Annotated in this window: 14 protein-coding genes and 1 pseudogene; 9 read left to right on the top strand and 6 right to left on the bottom strand. The window is 72.2% G+C overall.

What is annotated here, in order from left to right; all coding sequences use genetic code 11:
* Positions 1–96: 96 nt before the first annotated feature.
* A complete protein-coding gene (locus ACQEV2_RS07760; RefSeq protein WP_433054267.1) occupies positions 97–1,026 on the bottom strand; it encodes a 5'-3' exonuclease in 930 nt (309 codons plus the stop codon).
* Between the two features lie 285 nt (positions 1,027–1,311).
* Here ACQEV2_RS07760 and ACQEV2_RS07755 point away from each other — a divergent pair, with 285 nt between their 5' ends.
* From ACQEV2_RS07755 to ACQEV2_RS07740, 4 genes are all read left to right on the top strand, one after another.
* Complete coding sequence (locus ACQEV2_RS07755; protein ID WP_433037938.1) at positions 1,312–2,388, top strand: quaternary amine ABC transporter ATP-binding protein; 1,077 nt, start codon at positions 1,312–1,314, stop codon at positions 2,386–2,388.
* On the top strand, positions 2,381–4,207 hold the full coding sequence (locus tag ACQEV2_RS07750) for an ABC transporter permease/substrate binding protein (RefSeq protein WP_433037936.1): 1,827 nt from the start codon (positions 2,381–2,383) through the stop codon (positions 4,205–4,207). Before ACQEV2_RS07755 ends, ACQEV2_RS07750 begins: the two co-directional genes overlap by 8 nt.
* A gap of 528 nt (positions 4,208–4,735) precedes the next feature.
* Positions 4,736–5,305: a helix-turn-helix domain-containing protein gene (locus tag ACQEV2_RS07745; protein ID WP_433037934.1), complete on the top strand. Its 570-nt coding sequence runs from the start codon at positions 4,736–4,738 to the stop codon at positions 5,303–5,305.
* Positions 5,305–6,024: a helical backbone metal receptor gene (locus ACQEV2_RS07740; protein ID WP_433037932.1), complete on the top strand. Its 720-nt coding sequence runs from the start codon at positions 5,305–5,307 to the stop codon at positions 6,022–6,024. The genes ACQEV2_RS07745 and ACQEV2_RS07740 overlap by 1 nt, the downstream gene beginning before the upstream one ends.
* On the opposite strand, the gene ACQEV2_RS07735 is transcribed toward ACQEV2_RS07740, so the two are convergent.
* Positions 5,936–7,090, bottom strand: a complete 1,155-nt coding sequence (locus ACQEV2_RS07735; protein WP_433037930.1) for a TDT family transporter — start codon at positions 7,088–7,090, stop codon at positions 5,936–5,938. The two genes, ACQEV2_RS07740 and ACQEV2_RS07735, sit on opposite strands and share 89 nt — an antisense overlap.
* 70 nt (positions 7,091–7,160) lie before the next feature.
* Between ACQEV2_RS07735 and ACQEV2_RS07730 the strand changes: the two genes are divergently transcribed.
* A complete protein-coding gene (locus ACQEV2_RS07730; protein ID WP_433037928.1) occupies positions 7,161–8,084 on the top strand; it encodes a LysR family transcriptional regulator in 924 nt (307 codons plus the stop codon).
* A gap of 13 nt (positions 8,085–8,097) precedes the next feature.
* On the opposite strand, the pseudogene ACQEV2_RS07725 reads toward ACQEV2_RS07730, so the two are convergent.
* From ACQEV2_RS07725 to ACQEV2_RS07715, 3 genes and pseudogenes are all read right to left on the bottom strand, one after another.
* Positions 8,098–8,783: pseudogene (locus ACQEV2_RS07725) on the bottom strand (gamma-glutamyl-gamma-aminobutyrate hydrolase family protein).
* 24 nt (positions 8,784–8,807) lie between these two features.
* On the bottom strand, positions 8,808–10,250 hold the full coding sequence (gene eat, locus ACQEV2_RS07720; protein WP_433037926.1) for an ethanolamine permease: 1,443 nt from the start codon (positions 10,248–10,250) through the stop codon (positions 8,808–8,810).
* A gap of 171 nt (positions 10,251–10,421) precedes the next feature.
* Complete coding sequence (locus tag ACQEV2_RS07715) at positions 10,422–11,168, bottom strand: FadR/GntR family transcriptional regulator (RefSeq protein ID WP_433037924.1); 747 nt, start codon at positions 11,166–11,168, stop codon at positions 10,422–10,424.
* Positions 11,169–11,253: 85 nt separating this feature from the next.
* On the opposite strand from ACQEV2_RS07715, the gene ACQEV2_RS07710 reads away from it, so the two are divergent.
* From ACQEV2_RS07710 to ACQEV2_RS07700, 3 genes are read left to right on the top strand one after another with little or no spacing between them, the layout of a single operon-like run.
* A complete protein-coding gene (locus ACQEV2_RS07710) occupies positions 11,254–12,618 on the top strand; it encodes a glutamine synthetase family protein (RefSeq protein WP_433037922.1) in 1,365 nt (454 codons plus the stop codon).
* A gap of 8 nt (positions 12,619–12,626) precedes the next feature.
* Positions 12,627–14,000 carry an aldehyde dehydrogenase family protein gene (locus ACQEV2_RS07705; protein ID WP_433037920.1) on the top strand — a complete coding sequence of 458 codons (1,374 nt, stop codon included), beginning with the start codon at positions 12,627–12,629 and terminating at the stop codon, positions 13,998–14,000.
* Positions 13,997–14,806, top strand: a complete 810-nt coding sequence (locus ACQEV2_RS07700) for a 3-oxoacyl-ACP reductase (protein WP_433037918.1) — start codon at positions 13,997–13,999, stop codon at positions 14,804–14,806. The genes ACQEV2_RS07705 and ACQEV2_RS07700 overlap by 4 nt, the downstream gene beginning before the upstream one ends.
* 11 nt (positions 14,807–14,817) lie before the next feature.
* On the opposite strand, the gene ACQEV2_RS07695 is transcribed toward ACQEV2_RS07700, so the two are convergent.
* Positions 14,818–16,020: an amino acid deaminase/aldolase gene (locus ACQEV2_RS07695; RefSeq protein ID WP_433037916.1), complete on the bottom strand. Its 1,203-nt coding sequence runs from the start codon at positions 16,018–16,020 to the stop codon at positions 14,818–14,820.
* Positions 16,021–16,881: 861 nt separating this feature from the next.
* Here ACQEV2_RS07695 and ACQEV2_RS07690 point away from each other — a divergent pair.
* On the top strand, positions 16,882–18,366 hold the full coding sequence (locus ACQEV2_RS07690) for a hypothetical protein (RefSeq protein ID WP_433037914.1): 1,485 nt from the start codon (positions 16,882–16,884) through the stop codon (positions 18,364–18,366).
* Positions 18,367–18,416 lie beyond the last annotated feature (50 nt).

Here is an 18,416-nt window from a genome sequence, read left to right as displayed (position 1 = left end):
GCGAATGCCGCTATGAACGTTCATGAAAGGGGTGCATGTCGTGCCCGCAGGACCGAATTCCCCGCCCCCGGAAACCCATTCACCCGATCGCGCCCTTCACGCCCCCAGCGTCACCAGCAGCCGCTGCAGCGAGCCGCCGAGCCCCCACCGCACCGCCAGTTCGTCCAGTCGCGCCGAGTCCCGGGGCGCACGCGGCAGCGTCGTGTCCACGTCCGGCAGCGGCACGTCGTCCGCGACGCGCACCACGGTCGGCGCGACGGCGACGTAGGGCCGCGCCTCGTCCAGCCGCTTGCGCTGCGACGGCGTGAGCTTCGCCTTCGGGTCGTCGACCGCCGCCATGATCCCGGCCAGGTCCCCGAACTCGGCCAGCAGCTTCGCGGCCGTCTTCTCCCCGATCCCGGGCACGCCCGGCAGCCCGTCGCTCGGGTCGCCGCGCAGCAGCGCCAGATCCGCGTACCCGCGGCCGTCGACGCCGTACTTCTCGCGCAGCCACGCCTCGTCGGTGAGCTGGAGCGTGCCGACGCCCTTGAGCGGATACAGCACCCGCACGCCGCGTGAGTCGTCCACCAGCTGGTACAGGTCGCGGTCGCCGGTGACGATGTCGACCGGGCCCTTGGCCCGCGCGGTGAACGTGCCGATCACGTCGTCCGCCTCGTACCCCTCGACCCCCACGCGCGCGATGCCGAGCGCGTCGAGGACGGCCTCGATGACCGGCACCTGCGGCGACAGGGTGTCGGGCACCTCCTCCTCGTCCGGCCCGGTCTCGTGTTCCTCGGCGACCCGGTGCGCTTTGTAGGAGGGGATCAGTTCGACCCGCCATTGCGGCCGCCAGTCGGCGTCCATGCAGGCCACCAGATGGTCCGGGTGGTGGTCCTTGACCAGGCGGTCGATGAAGTCGAGGAGCCCGCGCACGGCGTTCACCGGCGTGCCGTCCGGGGCCTTCACGGAGTCCGGGACGCCGAAGTAGGCGCGGAAGTAGAGCGAGGCGGTGTCGAGGAGCATCAGTCGTCCGGTCACGCCACGCATCATGCCGTACGGCACTGACAGCGGCCGTTCGGTGCGGGACTGACGGCGGCCGTGCGGTGCAGCACCGACAGCGGCGTCTGGTGCCGCACGGACAGGGCCCCTGCCGTGCCGTGCGCTTCTCCCGCGCAACGAGTTGCGCCCTCTGCCATTTCTGTGGCCTGGACCACTTGTGCGTTTGTGCCCGGAGAACCCGGGCAGGCGCGGCCTCGGAGTGACGCTGCTTGCGCATTCAACTGCTCTGGCGGTCGTCGCTCCGTTCATTTGCCGTCGAGACAAGAGGTACCCGTGTCATCCAGGCTTGAGGCCGAACATCTCTACAAGGTGTTCGGCAGACGACCGGACGAGGCCGTAGGTCGGCTCCGCCAGGGAGCCGACCGTGAGGAGCTGCGCGCCGACGGCACCACCGCCGCCGTGATCGACGCCTCCTTCACCGTGGACCCGGGCCAGATCTTCGTCGTCATGGGCCTGTCCGGATCCGGCAAGTCCACCCTGCTGCGCATGCTCAACGGGCTCCTGGAGCCGACCGCGGGCCACGTCCGCTTCGACGGCCAGGACCTGACCGCGATCGGCGACCGCGAGCTGCGCGAGGTCCGCGCCAAGAAGATCAGCATGGTGTTCCAGCACTTCGCGCTCTTCCCGCACCGCAGCGTCCTGGAGAACGCGGCCTACGGCCTCGCCGTCCAGGGCGTGCCCCGCGCCGAGCGCGAGGAGCGCGCCGCCGAGGCGCTGCGGCTGTGCGGCCTGGCCAGCTGGGAGAAGTCCTGGCCCGACGAGCTGTCCGGCGGTATGCAGCAGCGCGTGGGCCTCGCCCGCGCCCTCGCCACCGACGCCGACCTGCTGCTCATGGACGAGTCCTTCAGTGCGCTCGACCCGTTGATCCGCCGCGACATGCAGGACCAGCTGCTCGAACTGCAGCGCACCCTGAAGAAGACGATCGTCTTCATCACTCACGACCTGAACGAGGCCATGCGCCTGGGCGACCGCATCGCCGTCATGCGTGACGGCCGTATCGTCCAGACGGGCACGGCGGAGGACATCCTGCTGCGCCCGGCGAACGACTACGTCGCCTCCTTCATCCAGGACGTCGACCGCTCCCGCGTGCTGACCGCGGGCGCGCTCATGGACACCTCGGTCACCGCCGACGCCCCGTTGTGCGCCTGCGAGACCGCGACTGCCGAGACCCCGTTCACGGAGCTGTGCGCGATCAGCGCCCGGCTGTCCCACCGGGTCTCGGTCGTCGACGAGGACAACCGGGTCGTCGGCGTCGTGCCGCGGCAGCGGCTCGTCGGCTTCCTCGGCGACGAGGCGGCCGACCCCGCGCTCTGCGACAACCCGGACGGGAAGGTGATCGCCCATGCCTAGGCTGCATCTCGGCGACTGGGTCGACTCCGGTGTGGACTGGCTCGTCGACCACATGGGCTGGCTCTTCGACGCGATCAAGGCGGTCGTGGAGGGCATGTACGACGGCGTCAACGCCGTCCTCACCGCTCCCGAGCCCCTGCTCCTCACGGGCATCCTCGCCGTGCTGGCCTGGTGGCTGCGCGGCCTGGTCGGCGGCGTCCTCGCCTTCGCCGGGTTCGCGCTGATCGACTCGCTGGACCTGTGGGAACAGGCCATGTCGACGCTGGCCCTGGTACTCGTGGCGACCCTCATCGCACTGGTGATCTCGGTCCCGCTGGGCATCTGGGCGGCCCGCTCCAAGACGGTCTCCACGGCCCTGCGGCCCGTCCTGGACCTGCTGCAGACTATGCCGTCGATGGTCCTGCTCATCCCGGCCATGCTCTTCTTCGGCCTGGGCACCGCCGCGGGCGTCATCGCCACCCTGATCTTCGCGCTCGCGCCCGGCGTCCGTATGACCGAGCTCGGCATTCGCCAGGTCGACGCGGAGCTGGTCGAGGCCGCCGAGGCGTTCGGCACCAAGCCCCGGGACACCCTGCTGCGCGTCCAGCTGCCGCTCGCTCTGCCGACGATCATGGCGGGCATCAACCAGGTCATCATGCTGAGCCTGTCGATGGTGGTCATCGCCGGCATGGTCGGCACCGGCGGCCTCGGCGGCGCGGTCAACCAGGCCATCGGCCAGCTCGACATCGGCTTCGGCTTCGAGGCGGGCGTCGGCATCGTCGTCCTCGCCATCTACCTGGACCGCATCACCGGCGCGCTCGGCACGCAGATCTCCCCGCTCGGCCGCCGCGCCGCCGCCAAGGCCCGAGCCGCGGGCGGCACCAAGGTCTGGAGCTACCGCCCCCGCCCCGTCGTCGCGATCGCCGGCGTCGCCGTCCTGGCCCTCGTCGCGGGCGGCCTGGGCACCTTCGGCCCCTCCTCCGGCACCGCCGAGGCCTCCGCCACGAACGTCGGCAAGGGCAAGGAGATCAAGATCGGCTACATCCCGTGGGACGAGGGCATCGCCTCCACGTACCTCTGGAAGGAGCTGCTGGAGCGCCGCGGCTTCAAGGTCGCGACCACCCAGTACGCCGCGGGCCCCCTGTACACCGGCGTCGCCACTGGCCAGCTCGACTTCCAGACGGACGCCTGGCTGCCCACCACGCACGCCGAGTACTGGAAGAAGTACGGCCGGCAGCTGGACGACCTCGGCTCCTGGTACGGCCCCACCTCCCTGGAGCTCACCGTCCCCTCGTACATGAAGGACGTGAACTCCCTGGAGGACCTCAAGAGCAAGGCCTCCGAGTTCAAGGGCAGGATCATCGGCATCGAGCCGAGCGCCGGAATGATGGGCCTGCTCAAGGACAAGGTCCTCAAGGAGTACGGCCTTCAGGGCACGTACGACGTCGTGGACGGCTCGACGCCGGCGATGCTGGCCGAGCTCAAGCGGGCGTATGCCAAGAAGGAGCCGGTCGTCGTCACGCTCTGGTCGCCGCACTGGGCGTACAGCGACTACGACCTGAAGAAGCTCAAGGATCCGAAGGGCGCCTGGGGCAAGGGCGACGGCGTGCACACCCTCGCCCGCAAGGGCTTCGCCGACGACAACCCCCAGGTCGGCGAGTGGCTGAAGGACTTCTCCATGACCGAGAAGCAGCTCACCGACCTGGAGTCGAAGATCACGAAGGCCGGCAAGGGCAAGGAGCAGGACGCCGTCCGCACCTGGCTCAAGCAGAACCCGGGCCTGCTGGACAAGTGGGCCCCGGTCGCCGGATCGGGGCACAAGGACCAGGCGGCCGGGTGACCTGACGGACCCGGACCGCCGCCCGAGGGGTGGGTCGCGCCGTACGTTTTCCCCTCACGTACGGCCGGCCCACCCCTCGCGGTATCCCCGCCCAGTCACACGGCATGCCTACGAAAAGGATCCGGCCAACCACGCAGCGCTACCCCACCACCCGAGCCCGGTCGGGCCAACTCCCCACCCACGACCGGCATTTGACGGCCGGGCGTGCGGCCCTGGCCGGCCTTCTGGCCAGGCCGGCAGCCCGAGGGGGACAAGGAACACGGACGACCGCGGGAGCATTGAACAGAACAACAGCTCTCTTGTGCTGAGCGGGAGTCAGGGGTGGTATAGGGGTGCCCGGCGCTTAGGGCGCGCCCATCCGCTGGCGCGAACCCATGGGTCGTACTCCCCCCGATGTGCCGTCGATGTGACGGGCGCATGAAACGGTTTGCCGAAGATGCGTAGGGTGCAAGGAACCCAACAGAAGGTGTGCGCCCGGCGGCGGGCGTAACGACAGCGGACCGACGAGCGAAGGAGGGAGCCGGAGCGATGGGTGACCACAAGGATCAGCCTCTTCGAGTGGGCGCGGCCGTGCGGCGGCGGCGCCGTGCGCTGGACCTCACCCTCGCCGTCGTGGCCGAGCGCAGCGGCCTGTCGGTGCCCTTCCTGAGCCAGGTCGAGAACGACCGGGCACGCCCGAGCAGAAGCTCCCTCGAAAAGGTCGCCGACGCTTTGCGTACGACCGCCGTCGAGCTCCTCGCCGCCGCCGACCCGGCGTGCAGTGTCGACGTCGTACGGGCCGACACCACCGAACTGGCGCCGCAGCCACGGGCCCGGTCCCTGGTGCGCGGTCACCACCAGATGCACGCCTCGGAGTTCACCGGCGACCATGAAGCGGGCCGCGAATTCCAGTACCGTAACGACCAGTTGATGTACGTCGCGGACGGCGCCGTCGAGATCGAGGCGGAGGGCCGCGCCTACCGGCTCGGCCGCGGCGACACCCTGTACCTCACCGGCGGGGTGCGCCACCGGTGGCGGGCCACCGTGCCGGACACGCGTGTGATCGTCGTCGCGGTGGCGGAGCACATCGAGGCGGTCCGGGACCGGCCGGGGCGCTGATGCGCGTCGTCTCCCTGGTGCCGTCCCTCACGGAGGCCGTGGCCGTCTCGGCCCCCGGCGTCCTCGTCGGCGCCACCGACTGGTGCAGCCATCCCGCGGAGCTGGACGTCACCCGGGTGGGCGGCACCAAGAACCCGAAGGTCGAGGGGATCCTCGCCCTCGCCCCCGACCTGGTGATCGCCAACGAGGAGGAGAACCGCGCCCCCGACCTCGCCGCCCTCCGCGCGGCCGGCATCGAGGTCCTGGTGACCGAGGTCCGGGACGTCCCGCAGGCCTTCCGCGAGCTGGCCCGCGTGCTGGACGCCTGCGGGGCGACGGCACGCCCGAGGTGGCTGGACGAGGCGGAGCAGGCCTGGTCGTCCCGTCCGACCCCCGAGCGCCGTACGACAGCCGTGGTCCCGATCTGGCGGCGCCCCTGGATGGTGCTGGGCCGCGACACCTTCGCCGGCGACGTCCTGGCCCGCCTCGGCGTGGACCACCTGTACGCGACGCACGAGGACCGCTACCCCCGCATCCCCCTGGACGACCTGCGGGCAGCGGCCCCGGACGTGGTCGTCCTCCCGGACGAGCCGTACCGCTTCACGGCCGACGACGGCCCGGAGGCGTTCCCCGGACTGCCCTGCGCCCTGGTCAGCGGACGGCACCTGACGTGGTACGGCCCGTCACTGGCCGAGACGCCACGGGTGCTGGCCGAGGCCCTGCGAGCAGCGCACCGCTGAGGACACCACGCGCCGTGCAGGCGGCGACGACGGCCCACGCCGTGACGAGGACGACGTACAGCCCGACCGCGAGCCCGTCGAACACGATGAGTCCCGTGTGCCGGGCCAGTGCCTCGGCGCCGGTGACACAGGTGCCGACCGGGAAGGTGAACGCCCACCACGTCATCGCGAACCCCATGCCGAGCCGGCGGGCCCGCAGGACATGAGCGGTGGCGAGCCCGAACCACAGCAGCGCGAAGCCCATGACGGGAACGCCGTGAAGGACGGCGAGAATGCCGAAGCCCTCGCTGTACGGGGCCGGGACCACGCGCGGCGCGACGTCCGCGAAGCTGCCGACGGCGGTGGTGGACTGCCCGAGCGGACCCAGCACCAGGAACAGGGTCGGGGTGAGGGCGAGCGGCAGGGGACCGGCGGTGAGGAGCCGGGCGAAGACCAGCGGCAGCATCAGCAAGGTGGCGAGCAGACTGAGCCCGAACAGGGCGAAGCAGGCGAGGAGCAGCGTCTCCCGGGCCTGCCCGGACGGCAGATGCGGCACCAGCAGCGGACCGAGCGCGGCGGACACCATGGGCGCGACGAGCGGCAGCAGCCACACGGGCGTGGCCTGCGACGGCTCGATCCGATGGCGTACGGCCATGAGGTACGGGACGGCGACGGCGGCCGCCAGCCCGACGACCGTACCGGCGGTGAACAGCACGGCGTCGAGCGCGACCGCCGCCCGGGTCCCGATCCAGTCCCGGCCGACGGTCAGGGCACCGCCGCCGACGGCCGACAGGGCCATGGCCAGGCAGCCGTAGAAGGGCGCCGTGGCCGGGTCGAGGAGGTGGGCGCGGGCCTGGTCGCGGTGGTGGGTCCAGTGCAGGGCGCGGGCGGCGAGCAGGGTGACGAGCAGGACGAGGGAGAGCGCCCAGACGGCCGTGCAGGCGGTACGCAGGCCGGGGAGCCGGACGGGCAGCGCGGCTCCGGCGGTGGCGACGGCGGCGGTGCCCATGATGGTGGCGTACCAGTTGGGTCCGAGGTGACGGACGGCGTGCCAGGGGGGTCCGAGGTGACGGACGGCGGTGACCATGTGCACAGGGTCCTGGCGCCTGTCGTCTCCCACCAGGGAGTTTGCCTCTATGGCCACATAAACTGGGCTTATGACAGACGCGGCGGAGGGGCAGTTTCGCGCAGGATCGCTGGCACATCGCGTGCCGGATCTCGGCGCGCTCGAGCTGTTGCTGGCGGTGGCGCGGCTCGGCAGTCTCGGCGGGGCGGCGCGAGAAGTCGGCATCACACAGCCGGCGGCGAGCAGTCGGATCCGGTCGATGGAACGCCAGTTGGGCGTCGCGCTGGTGGACAGGTCACCCAGAGGCTCCCGGCTCACGGACGCCGGGGCCCTGGTGACGGACTGGGCGCGGCGCATCGTGGAGGCCGCGGAGGCGTTCGACGCGGGTGCGCAGGCGCTCAGGGACCGGCGTGACTCGCGCTTGCGGGTGGCGGCGAGCATGACGATCGCGGAGTATCTGCTGCCGGGCTGGCTGCTCGCCCTGCGGGCCCAGCGGCCGGACACGGCGGTGTCGCTGCTCGCCGGGAACTCGGCGGCCGTCGCGGAGCGGCTGCTGGCGGACGAGGCGGACCTGGGGTTCGTGGAGGGGCTGACGACCCCGGCGGGGCTGGACTCGGTGGTCATCGCCCACGACAACCTGATCGTGGTGACCGCGCCGGGGCACGCCTGGGCGCGTCGCCGGCGCTCGCTGGAGGCGTCGGAGCTCGCGGCGACGCCGCTGATCCTGCGCGAGAAGGGCTCGGGCACGCGGCAGGTCCTGGACGCGGCCCTGGGCGGGCTGGCCCGCCCCCTGATCGAGCTGTCCTCGACGACGGCGGTCAAGGCGGCCGCGGTGAGCGGGGCGGGGCCGGCGGTGCTGAGCGAGCTTGCCGTCGGCGAGGAACTGTCGATGCGGCGGCTGGTGAGTGTGCCGGTGGCGGACGTGTCCCTGGCGCGGGACCTGCGGGCGGTGTGGCCGACGGGGCATCGGCCGGTGGGCCCGGCGCGGGATCTGCTGTCGCTGACGCGGGGGTAGTTCCTCGCCCCCGTCAGCCACTTGCGGCCCGCACCAACCCCCGCATCACCCGCAGATCCTCCCCATCTCCGGATGCCACTGCACCCCCAACACCCAAGACGCGGAGGCAAGTTCGATCGCCTCCACCGTCCCGTCCTCCGCGTACGCCGACGGCACCAGGCCCGTACCCAGACGATCCACCGCCTGGTGGTGATACGTCGGCACCGATGTCTCCTCCGGCACCACACCGGCGTACAGACTGCCCGGCACCGGCTTGACGGTGTGGTTGCCGAAGACGCCCACGACCTCGGCATGCCCGTCGATGTGCTGCACGAGCGTGCCGCCGAGGGCGACGTTCAGCAGCTGCATGCCCCGGCAGATGCCCAGCACGGGGATGCCCGCGGCCAACGCCGCGTCGATCAGGGCCAGCTCCCACGCGTCCCGCTCCCGCGCCGGCGGCCCGGTGCGCGGCTCGCGCTCCGCGCCGTACCGGACCGGCTCGACGTCCGGACCGCCCGCGATGACCAGCCCGTCCAGCCGGGCCACGGCCGCGGCCGCGTGCGCCGGGTCGTCCGGCGGAAGCATCGCGGCCAGGCCGCCCGCCCGCTGCACCAGCCGCGGATAGCCGACGGGCAGCAGCGCCGCGTCCAGCTCCCACACGCCCCAGCGCGCACCGGACTCCAGATAGGTGCTGACACCGATCAACGGCCTGGCCACCACCAAGACTCCTTCACGCTCGAACCTTCAGTCCCGTGCCAACTCTGCCTCGGCAGCCGCCAGCGCGGCGAACTCCTCCTCAGGCGCCTTCGCCACCAGACGCCTTCGGCTGTACAGGCCGAAGTACCCGATGGCCACGACGTACACCGCGAGCGCGATCAACGCCGCCGTCACGTCCACCAGGAACGTGGCCACCAGCGCCGCACAGGCCAGCACGAGGGCGACTGAGGAGGTCAGCACCCCGCCCGGCGTACGGTACGGCCGCGGCAGCTCCGGCTCGCGGCGGCGCAGCACGATGTGCGACAGGGACATCAGCGCGTAGGAGATGGTCGCGCCGAAGACCGCGATGTTCAGCATCCGGGCGCCGTCGCCCGACACCGCCGCCAGCAGGAAGCCGATCGTGCCGGGCACCAGCAGGCCCAGGTACGGCGCCTTGCGGCGGCTGGTGAGGGAGAGGAAGCGGGGCAGGTAGCCCGCGCGGGAGAGCGCGAACAGCTGGCGTGAGCCCGCGTAGATCAGCGAGAAGAACGATGCCACCAGGCCTGCCAGGCCGGCGTAGTTCACGATCCGGCTCAGCGTCGTCGCCTCGCCGTCCGGCTGGAGTGCCTCCACCAGCGGGTTGCCCGCCTCCTGGATCGCCGCCGATCCGCGTGCCCCCGCCGCCGCGAAGAAGGTGACCACGGCCAGGACCACCAGAATGGCCATCGACCAGCGGATCGCCTTCGGCAGCGTACGGGCCGGCTCCTTCGTCTCCTCGGCCGCCAGCGGCACCCCTTCGACACCCAGGAAGAACCACATCCCGAAGGGGAACGCCGCCCAGATGCCGAGCAGGCCGAACGGCAGCCAGGAGCTCGACCCCGCGGCCGAGGAGTCGACCGGGATGTCGTCCAGCGAGGCGAAGGAGAAGTCGGGCAGCGCGGCCAAGGCGAACACCACCAGCGCCACCACCGCGATCCCGGTGACGACGAAGCTGAAGCGCAGCGCCTCGCCCACGCCCCAGAGGTGGATGCCGAGGAAGATCGCGAAGCAGACCAGGTACACCGGCCAGCCGGACTCCAGGCCGAACAGGCCCAGCGACTCGACGTAGTCGCCGATGAAGATGACGATGGCGGCGGGCGCGAGGACGTACTCGATGAGGATCGCCGTACCGGTCAGGAAGCCGCCCCACGGACCGAGCGCCCGGCGGGCGAAGCCGTAGCCGCCGCCCGCCGTGGGCAGGATCGAGGACAGCTCGGCGAGGGCGAAGACCATGCAGGCGTACATCGCGCCCATGAGCACCATGGCGATCGCGAGGCCGCCGAAGCCGCCCTCGGCCAGGCCGAAGTTCCAGCCCGAGTAGTCGCCGGAGACGACGTAGGCGACGCCGAGACCGGTCAGCAGCACCCAGCCGGCGCTGCCGCGGCGCAGTGTTCTGCGCTCCAGATAGTCGTCCGCCTCCTCGGCGGGTGTGCTTGTTGATTCCAGGGACATGGGCCAACTCCCCACGGGCGGTGGACACCGAGCAGTTCCGAGCACGGTGGGGTCGACCGAGCTCCGGCTCAATGGAATGGATCCATACCTTTGCGGGTCGGGTGGGGGATGGCAATACCCCTGCGTTAATCGCCCGTAAATCCTCGGCTCACCCGGAGGTGACGCCGTGCCTCAGCCCAGGAAGCCCCGCAGCAGTGCCGCCGTCCCCCCGCAGTGCTCGCGCATGATCTCCCGCGCGCACTCGGCGTTGCCCTCGATCACGGCCTCCACCAGGGCGGTGTGCTGGCGCTGGGAGTGCTCCAGATTGCGGACTAGGAGCGGGATGCAGTCGAGCAGGTCGTTGACGGTCGCGCGGACGGCCGCGTACTGGGCGGTGAGCGTGGGGGAGCCGGACAGCTCGGCGAGCGTCAGGTGCAGCAGGGTGTCCAGGCGGCGGTACTCGGCGAGCGGGGCGTCGTGCGTGCGCGCCAGGGCCTCGCGGAGCCGGTCGGCCTGTTCGTCGTCCAGCCCGTGCGCCGCGCACAGCCCGGCCGCGCCCACCTCCAGCACCTCGCGGAAGCGCAGCGTGTCCTCGACGTCGACGTCCTTCAGGCGGCGGCGCAGCTCCTCCTCGCCCGGGGTCTCGGGGCGTGGCAGCACGAAGGTGCCGCCGTAGCGGCCGCGCCGCGACTCGACCAGACCCTGGTCCTGGAGGACCTTCAGCACCTCGCGCAGCGTCACCCGGCTGATCCCCAGCCGGTCCGCCAGCTCACGCTCCGCCGGCAGCCGCTCGCCGCCCGGCACCAGGCCCAGCCGGACCACCTGGAGGATCTGCTCCAGCGCCTCCTCGAAGCCATTGCCGGCGCGCACCGGACGCAGGACCGAGGTCAGCCGGTCGTCGGCCCCGGGCGTCCCGTGCTCCGTGTCCGCCTGCGACATGTGGCGGGACCCCCTTCCCAATCAATGGTCCTGGGCAATACCTTATGGCTTCCGGCTGACCGAAGTGGCCCAAGGAGGCTCTCCCGTGGCAGACCGCACACCCCCGCTGAGCGTCGAGGAGCTGCACGCCCTCGTCGCCGGCGGTGAGATCGACACTGTCGTCCTGGCCTTCCCCGATATGCAAGGGCGACTCCAGGGCAAGCGGTTCGCCGCCCGCTTCTTCCTCGACGAGGTCCTCCACCACGGCACGGAGGGCTGCAACTACCTCCTCGCCGTCGACACCGAGATGAACACCGTCGACGGCTACGCGATGTCCTCCTGGGACCGCGGCTACGGCGACTTCGCCATGCACCCCGACCTGGCCACCCTCCGCCGCGTCCCCTGGAACGCCGGTACGGCCATGCTGATCGCCGACCTCGCCTGGAACGACGGCTCGCCCGTGGTCGCCGCGCCCCGCCAGATCCTGCGCCGCCAGCTGGAGCGCCTCGCCGAGCTCGGATACACGGCCAACGTCGGCACCGAGCTGGAGTTCATCGTCTTCAAGGACACCTACGAGCAGGCCTGGGACGCGAACTACCGGGGCCTCACCCCGGCCAACCAGTACAACATCGACTACTCCGTGCTCGGGACCGGGCGCATCGAGCCGCTGCTGCGCCGTATCCGCAACGACATGGCGGGCGCCGGGCTCACCGTCGAGTCCGCCAAGGGCGAGTGCAATCCCGGCCAGCACGAGATCGCCTTCAAGTACGACGACGCCCTGGTCACCTGCGACCAGCACGCCATCTATAAGACCGGCGCCAAGGAGATCGCCGCCCAGGAGGGCGTCTCGATCACCTTCATGGCCAAGTACAACGAGCGCGAGGGCAACTCCTGCCACATCCACCTGTCTCTCGCGGACGCGGCCGGCAACAACGTCATGGCCGGGGACGGCGAGGGCGGGATGTCGGAGGTCATGCGCCACTTCCTCGCCGGCCAGCTGGCCGCGCTGCGGGACTTCTCGCTCCTGTACGCCCCCAACATCAACTCGTACAAGCGGTTCCAGCCGGGCTCCTTCGCCCCCACCGCCGTCGCCTGGGGCTACGACAACCGCACCTGCGCCCTGCGCGTCGTCGGCCACGGCCGCTCGATGCGCTTCGAGAACCGGCTGCCCGGCGGCGACGTCAACCCGCACCTCGCCGTCGCCGGACTGGTCGCGGCCGGCCTCTACGGCATCGAGCAGAAGCTGGAGCTGCCCGAGCCCTGTCCCGGCAACGCCTACGCCGCCGACTTCGAGCACGTCCCCACGACGCTGCGCGAGGCCGCCGAACTCTGGGAGAACAGCCCGATCGCCAAGGCCGCCTTCGGCGACGAGGTCGTCGCCCACTACCGCAACATGGCGCGCGTCGAGCTGGACGCCTTCGACGCCGCGGTGACCGACTGGGAGCTGCGCCGCTCCTTCGAACGCATGTGAGGCCCTTCTTGTCCGACCAGCTCCAGGTACTCAATCCGGCCACCGAAGAGGTCGTCGCCACGGTTGCCGCCGCCACCGCGGCCGACGTGGACGCGGCGGTCGTACGCGCGACGGGGGCCCAGACCCGGTGGGCCGCCCTCGCGCCCGGCGAACGCGCCCGACTTTTGCGCCGGTTCGCCGTCGCAGTCGACGAACACCTCGAAGAACTCGCCCAGTTGGAGGTCCGCGAGGCCGGGCACACCATCGGCAACGCCCGCTGGGAGGCGGGCAACGTCCGCGACCTGCTCGACTACGCGGCCGGGGGAGTGGAGCGGCTGACCGGCCGACAGATCCCGGTCCCCGGCGGTCTGGACGTGACGATCCTCGAACCGCTCGGCGTCGTGGGCGTGATCGCCCCCTGGAACTTCCCGATGCCGATCGCCGCCTGGGGGACGGCCCCGGCGCTCGCGGCCGGCAACGCGGTCATCCTCAAGCCCGCCGAGACGACCCCGCTGACCGCCCTCCGCCTGGCCGAACTCGCCCTGGAGGCCGGGCTTCCGGAGGGGCTGTTCCAGGTCCTGCCCGGCCACGGGCCGGTCGCGGGCAACGCCCTCGTCGAGCATCCGGGTGTCGCGAAGATCGTCTTCACCGGCTCAACGGCCGTGGGCAAACAGGTGTTGGCGAAGGGCTCCGCGCTCGTCAAGCGCGTGACCCTCGAACTCGGCGGCAAGAGCCCCAACATCGTCTTCGCCGACGCCGACCTCGAAGCCGCCGCGGCCGCCGCCCCGATGTCCTTCCTGGACAACTCCGGCCAGGACTGCTGCGCCCGCACCCGGATCCTCGTCCAGCGCTCCGCCTACGACCGTTTCCTGGACCTCCTCGCCCCCGCGATCGAGGCGGTGACGGTCGGCGACCCGGCCGACGAGAAGACCGACATGGGCCCGCTGATCTCCAAGGTCCAGCTGGACCGGGTCCGTTCGTACGTCACCGACGACCTGGACGGCATCCGCGGCAAGGCCCCCGAGGGCCCCGGCTTCTGGTTCCCGCCCACCGTCCTCACCGGCGTCGACCCGCAGGCACGCGTGGCCGTCGAGGAGGTCTTCGGTCCCGTGGCCGTCGTCCTCCCCTTCGAGGACGAGACGGAGGCGATCCAGTTGGCCAACGCCACCGACTACGGCCTCTCCGGCTCCATCTGGACCCGTGACGTCGGCCGCGCCCTGCGCGTCTCCCAGGCGGTCCGGGCCGGCAACCTGTCCGTCAACTCCCACTCCAGCGTCCGCTACTGGACCCCCTTCGGCGGCTTCAAACAGTCCGGCATCGGCCGCGAGCTGGGCCCGGACGCCCTGACCGCCTTCACCGAAACCAAGAACGTCTTCATCAGCACGGAAGGCCCCGCACAGTGACCTCAGCGACCTCATCGAGCTCATCGGCCGAGGAAAACATCTGCCGCCGACTGGTCGGCCGCACGGCCGTCGTCACCGGAGCCGGCAGCGGCATCGGCCTCGCCACCGCCCGCCGCCTCGCCTCCGAGGGAGCCCACGTCGTCTGCGGCGACGTCGACGAGCAGCGCGGCAAGGCGGCCGCCGAGGAGGTCGGCGGGATCTTCGTGAAGGTCGACGTCACCGACCCCGAGCAGGTCGAGGCGCTGTTCAAGACGGCGTACGACACCTTCGGCAGCGTCGACATCGCCTTCAACAACGCCGGTATCTCGCCGCCCGACGACGACTCCATCCTGGAGACCGGCCTGGAGGCCTGGAAGCGCGTCCAGGAGGTCAACCTCACCTCCGTCTACCTGTGCTGCAAGGCCGCCATCCCCTACATGCGGCAGCAGGGCAAGGGCTCCATCATCAACACGGCGTCCTTCGTGGCGAGGATGGGCGCCGCCACGTCCCAGATCTCCTACACGGCCTCCAAGGGCGGCGTCCTCGCCATGTCCCGCGAACTGGGCGTGCAGTTCGCCCGCGACGGCATCCGGGTCAACGCCCTGTGCCCGGGACCGGTCAACACCCCGCTCCTCCAGGAGTTGTTCGCCAAGGACCCCGAGCGTGCCGCACGCCGCCTGGTCCACATCCCGGTCGGCCGTTTCGCCGAGGCGGAGGAGATCGCCGCCGCGGTGGCCTTCCTGGCCAGCGACGACTCCTCCTTCGTCAACGCCACCGACTTCCTGGTCGACGGCGGGATCTCGGGGGCGTACGTGACCCCGCTGTAGAGGGCGCGGGCCTAGAGGAAAGTCCGGCCCTCCCCGCGATAGGTGGGCACCGTCGCCGTGACGGTGTCCCCCTCGATGAGGTGCAGCACGTCGAACCGCTCGCACAACTCACCGGCCTTGGCGTGCCGGAACCACACCTTGTCGCCGACCAGCAGGTCGTCGGCGGGCGCGCCGAGGAGCGGCGTCTGCACCTCGCCGGGGCCCTCCTGGGGGTCGTACTTCAGCCCCTCCGGGAGATACGGCACCGGCAGCCGGTCGCGCCCGGCCGCACCGGAGGCCGGGTAGCCGCCGCCGAGGACGGTCACGACCCCGACACCGGGCCGCCGGACGACAGGCTGGGCGAAGAGGGCGGCCGGACGCCCACGGAAGGACGTGTAGTTGTCGAACAGCCGCGGCACGTACAGCCCCGACCCGGCCCCGATCTCGGTGACCGCGTCCTCCGCGGCGGTGTGCTGCACGCTGCCCGTCCCGCCGCCGTTGACGAACTCCAGCCCCGGCACCACGGCCCGGACCGCCCGCACCACCTCGGCCCGCCGCTCGACGAGCTCCCGGCGCGCGGCGGCCTGCATCAGCCGCACGGCACGCGACCGCAGCGGCCGCCCCGCCACCGCGTCCCCGACCCCGGCGATGTGCCCCTCGTACGCCATGATCCCGACGACCTCGAACCCCGGCCGCCGGGCGACGGCACGGGCCATGTCGGCGACCTCGGCGGGGGAGTGCAGCGGCGAACGCCGGGCGCCGACGCGCACCCGCCCGCCCAGCAGCTTCAGCGAGGTGTCCAACTCCAGGCAGACCCGTACCACTTCGCGGCCCCCGTCCCGGGCGTCGTCGATGAACCGGAGCTGCGCCGGGTCGTCGATCATCACGGTGACGGCGGAGGCGAGCTTCGGATCACCGGCCAGCTCGGCGAATCCGGCGCGGTCGGCGGACGGATAGGCGAGCAGGATGTCGTCGAACCCGGAGCGCGCCAGCCACAGGGACTCGGCCAGCGTGAAGGACATGATCCCCGCGAACCCGTCCTTCGCGAGCACCCGCTCCAGCAGGGCACGGCAGCGTACGGACTTGCTGGCGACGCGGATCGGCTTTCCGTCGGCGCGGCGGGCCAGGTCGTCCGCGTTGGCGTCGAAGGCGTCCAGGTCCACGATCGCGAGAGGGGCGTCGAGATGGGCGGTGGCCCGGTCGTAACGGGCCCGGTCGGCGGCGCGCGCAGTCATGAACGAAGCCTGCCATGCGGGATTACCGCAGGGTAGGGGGATGTTCCGGGCAGATGCACACGGGGTCGTGGACTGGTTCCCGTTCGCCCAGGGTCAACCCGTAGAGTGACGCGCACGCATGTGTGGAACGCCCACGGCCGGTTGGCCGTCCGGGATGGCGCGCCATCCGTGCGGGTATGCGTGCCTGGTCGGACGAGTCCGCGCCCGGCGGGCAAGACGGCACACGGAACGACGGCCCGCGTAGGAGATCGGGCCCGGACATGAGGAAACGGGGGGTGCATGAGCACGGAAGCGCGCCGCGCCCCCATTCCCCCGCGCCCCACCACACCCCCGCCGCCTGCCGTCCCGCCCCGCCCGACGACCCCGCCGAGACCCGCGGAGCCGCCGACGGCCGGCGACATGCAAGGTGAGCAGACGAACGGCCCGGGTGCGCAGCCCCCGCGGACGACCGGCGAGGGTTCGCGAACGGAGGGATCGGTGCCTGGCGGTATCGGCGGTGGGCCGGGCTCGGTGCCGGAAGGTTCGGGGCGCCGTGGGCCGGGTGCGGTGCCGGAGGGGTCCGTGCGTGGTGGGCTGGGTGCGGTGCCGGAGGGGTCCGCGAGTGGGGGGCCGGGTGCCATGCCGGAAGGGTCGGGGCGCCGTGGGCCGGGTGCCATGCCCGAGGGGTCCGTGCGCGGCGGGCCGGGCCCGATGCCGGAAGCGTCGGTGCGCGGTGGTGTCGGCGTGAGGCCGGAAGCCGTGGCGGGCTCCGATCGCCCCACGTCCGGTGCCTCTGGTACGTCCGGTACATCGCCCAGTACGTCCGGTACGTCGCCCCACATCCCCGACCGGCGCGTCCCGGCCCCTGGAGACGCCGCGTCCATGTCTCCGCCCCCGCCCCGAGCCTCGGCGCGCTTCCCGGACGCACCGCCGTCGGCCGGGCGTACGGAACCCGGCGGATCGTTGCGCCAGGAGGGCGCCGGGCAGGCCGCTCCCGGGGGCATACCGCCCCGCCCGGCCGAGCGGCCCTCGCCATCACGCCGTACGGGCGCCCCCGCCGAGACGGCCGCGGAGACCACCTTCCGGCTCCGGCCGATCGCCGCCGACCCGTCGCCCGAGCCCGACAACCGCCAGTCCTCCGCGCGAGGTGCCGCCGGTGTGCCTTCTCAGCAGGGCGGTGGGCCTGGGCGCGGCTCCAGGGACGCGTCTCCGCAGCCGGGCAGCGGGCCCGCAGCTTCCGGCGCCGTGCGGCCGCAGCCGAGCACCCCCGCGGGCTCCGCACCCGCCGAGTCCGCTCGCCGCGCCGGTCCCGTGCCGCCACCCGCGCGGCCCGGCGTATCGACGCCGCTCCCTCCCGCGCGGGAGCCGTCGGCCGGGCAGGGGTCGGCAGGCAGCGGGTATGCGGCCGCCGCCCCCGCCGGGCCTGCCCACGCCACGGGGCACACGGGCCACTCCCCGAACGGCCACGGCTCCGCCTCGTTCGCCCCGGACCCCTCCCTGTCCTGGAGCGCCCCCATGACCCCGGGCACGATGCCGGGAGCCGGTCGGCCCGTCGTGTCGTTCGGTGAGCCCGAGGGGTACGACGAGCAGGCGCGCCCGCGTCCCCTCGGGGTACGGATCCGGCCCCGGGTGGCGGTGGCCGCTGCCTGTGTCGTGCTCGGACTCGGCCTCATCGGTGGTGCCGTGACCGGGAGTTGGCTGGTCGGGGACCCCGGCGACGGCGGTGCGCAGGACACCTTCACCGCGGCCGGGACCCTGTGGCACAGCGTCCCCGTCGACCGGCTGTTCCCACCCACGGTGATCGGGAAGGGCGCCGGACCCGGCGGCGCCGACCGGATCTGGACGCGGGTCGCCGTCGCCCCGGACAGCGGCTGTGCCGAGGCCTTCGACCCGCTCCTGCGCAAGGCCCTCGCGCCCGTCGGCTGTGAGCGCCTGCTGCGTGCCACCTACATCGACGCCACCCAGAGCTACGTCACCACCGTCGGCCTGCTCTTCACCAAGGCCGACGCGGCCGCCATGCGCGCGCTCGACAGCCGGTTCGCCAAGGAGGGCCTGGACCGCCGCACCGACCTCATGCCCCGCCCCTACGCCGCCAAGGGCACCCTGGCCGCCGGGTTCGGCGACGAACAGCGTGCCTCCTGGACCGTCTCCGTCCTCACCGACGCGCCCGTCGTCGTCTACGCCGTCTCCGGCTGGGCCGACGACCGCACCGTCGACGAGCCCGAGCCCGCCGAGGAAGCCATGCAGTCCGGCACCACCACGGACATCGCCCAGGCCGGCCTCGGCCACGAGGCACAGGGCCTCGCCGACCGCGTCGAACGCGCCCTGCGCAAGAACGTCGGCCCGGCCACGGAGCAGTCGTCATGAACCCGGGCAGGAGCAGCGCGGTCACCGCGGCCCGGGTGAACGCCGTACGG

It is taken from the genome of Streptomyces sp. CA-251387, from assembly GCF_050936625.1.
Taxonomy (GTDB): Bacteria; Actinomycetota; Actinomycetes; order Streptomycetales; family Streptomycetaceae; genus Streptomyces.
The sequence above is the reverse complement of the archived record's forward strand: the minus strand, read 5'-3'. Positions and strand labels throughout refer to the sequence as shown.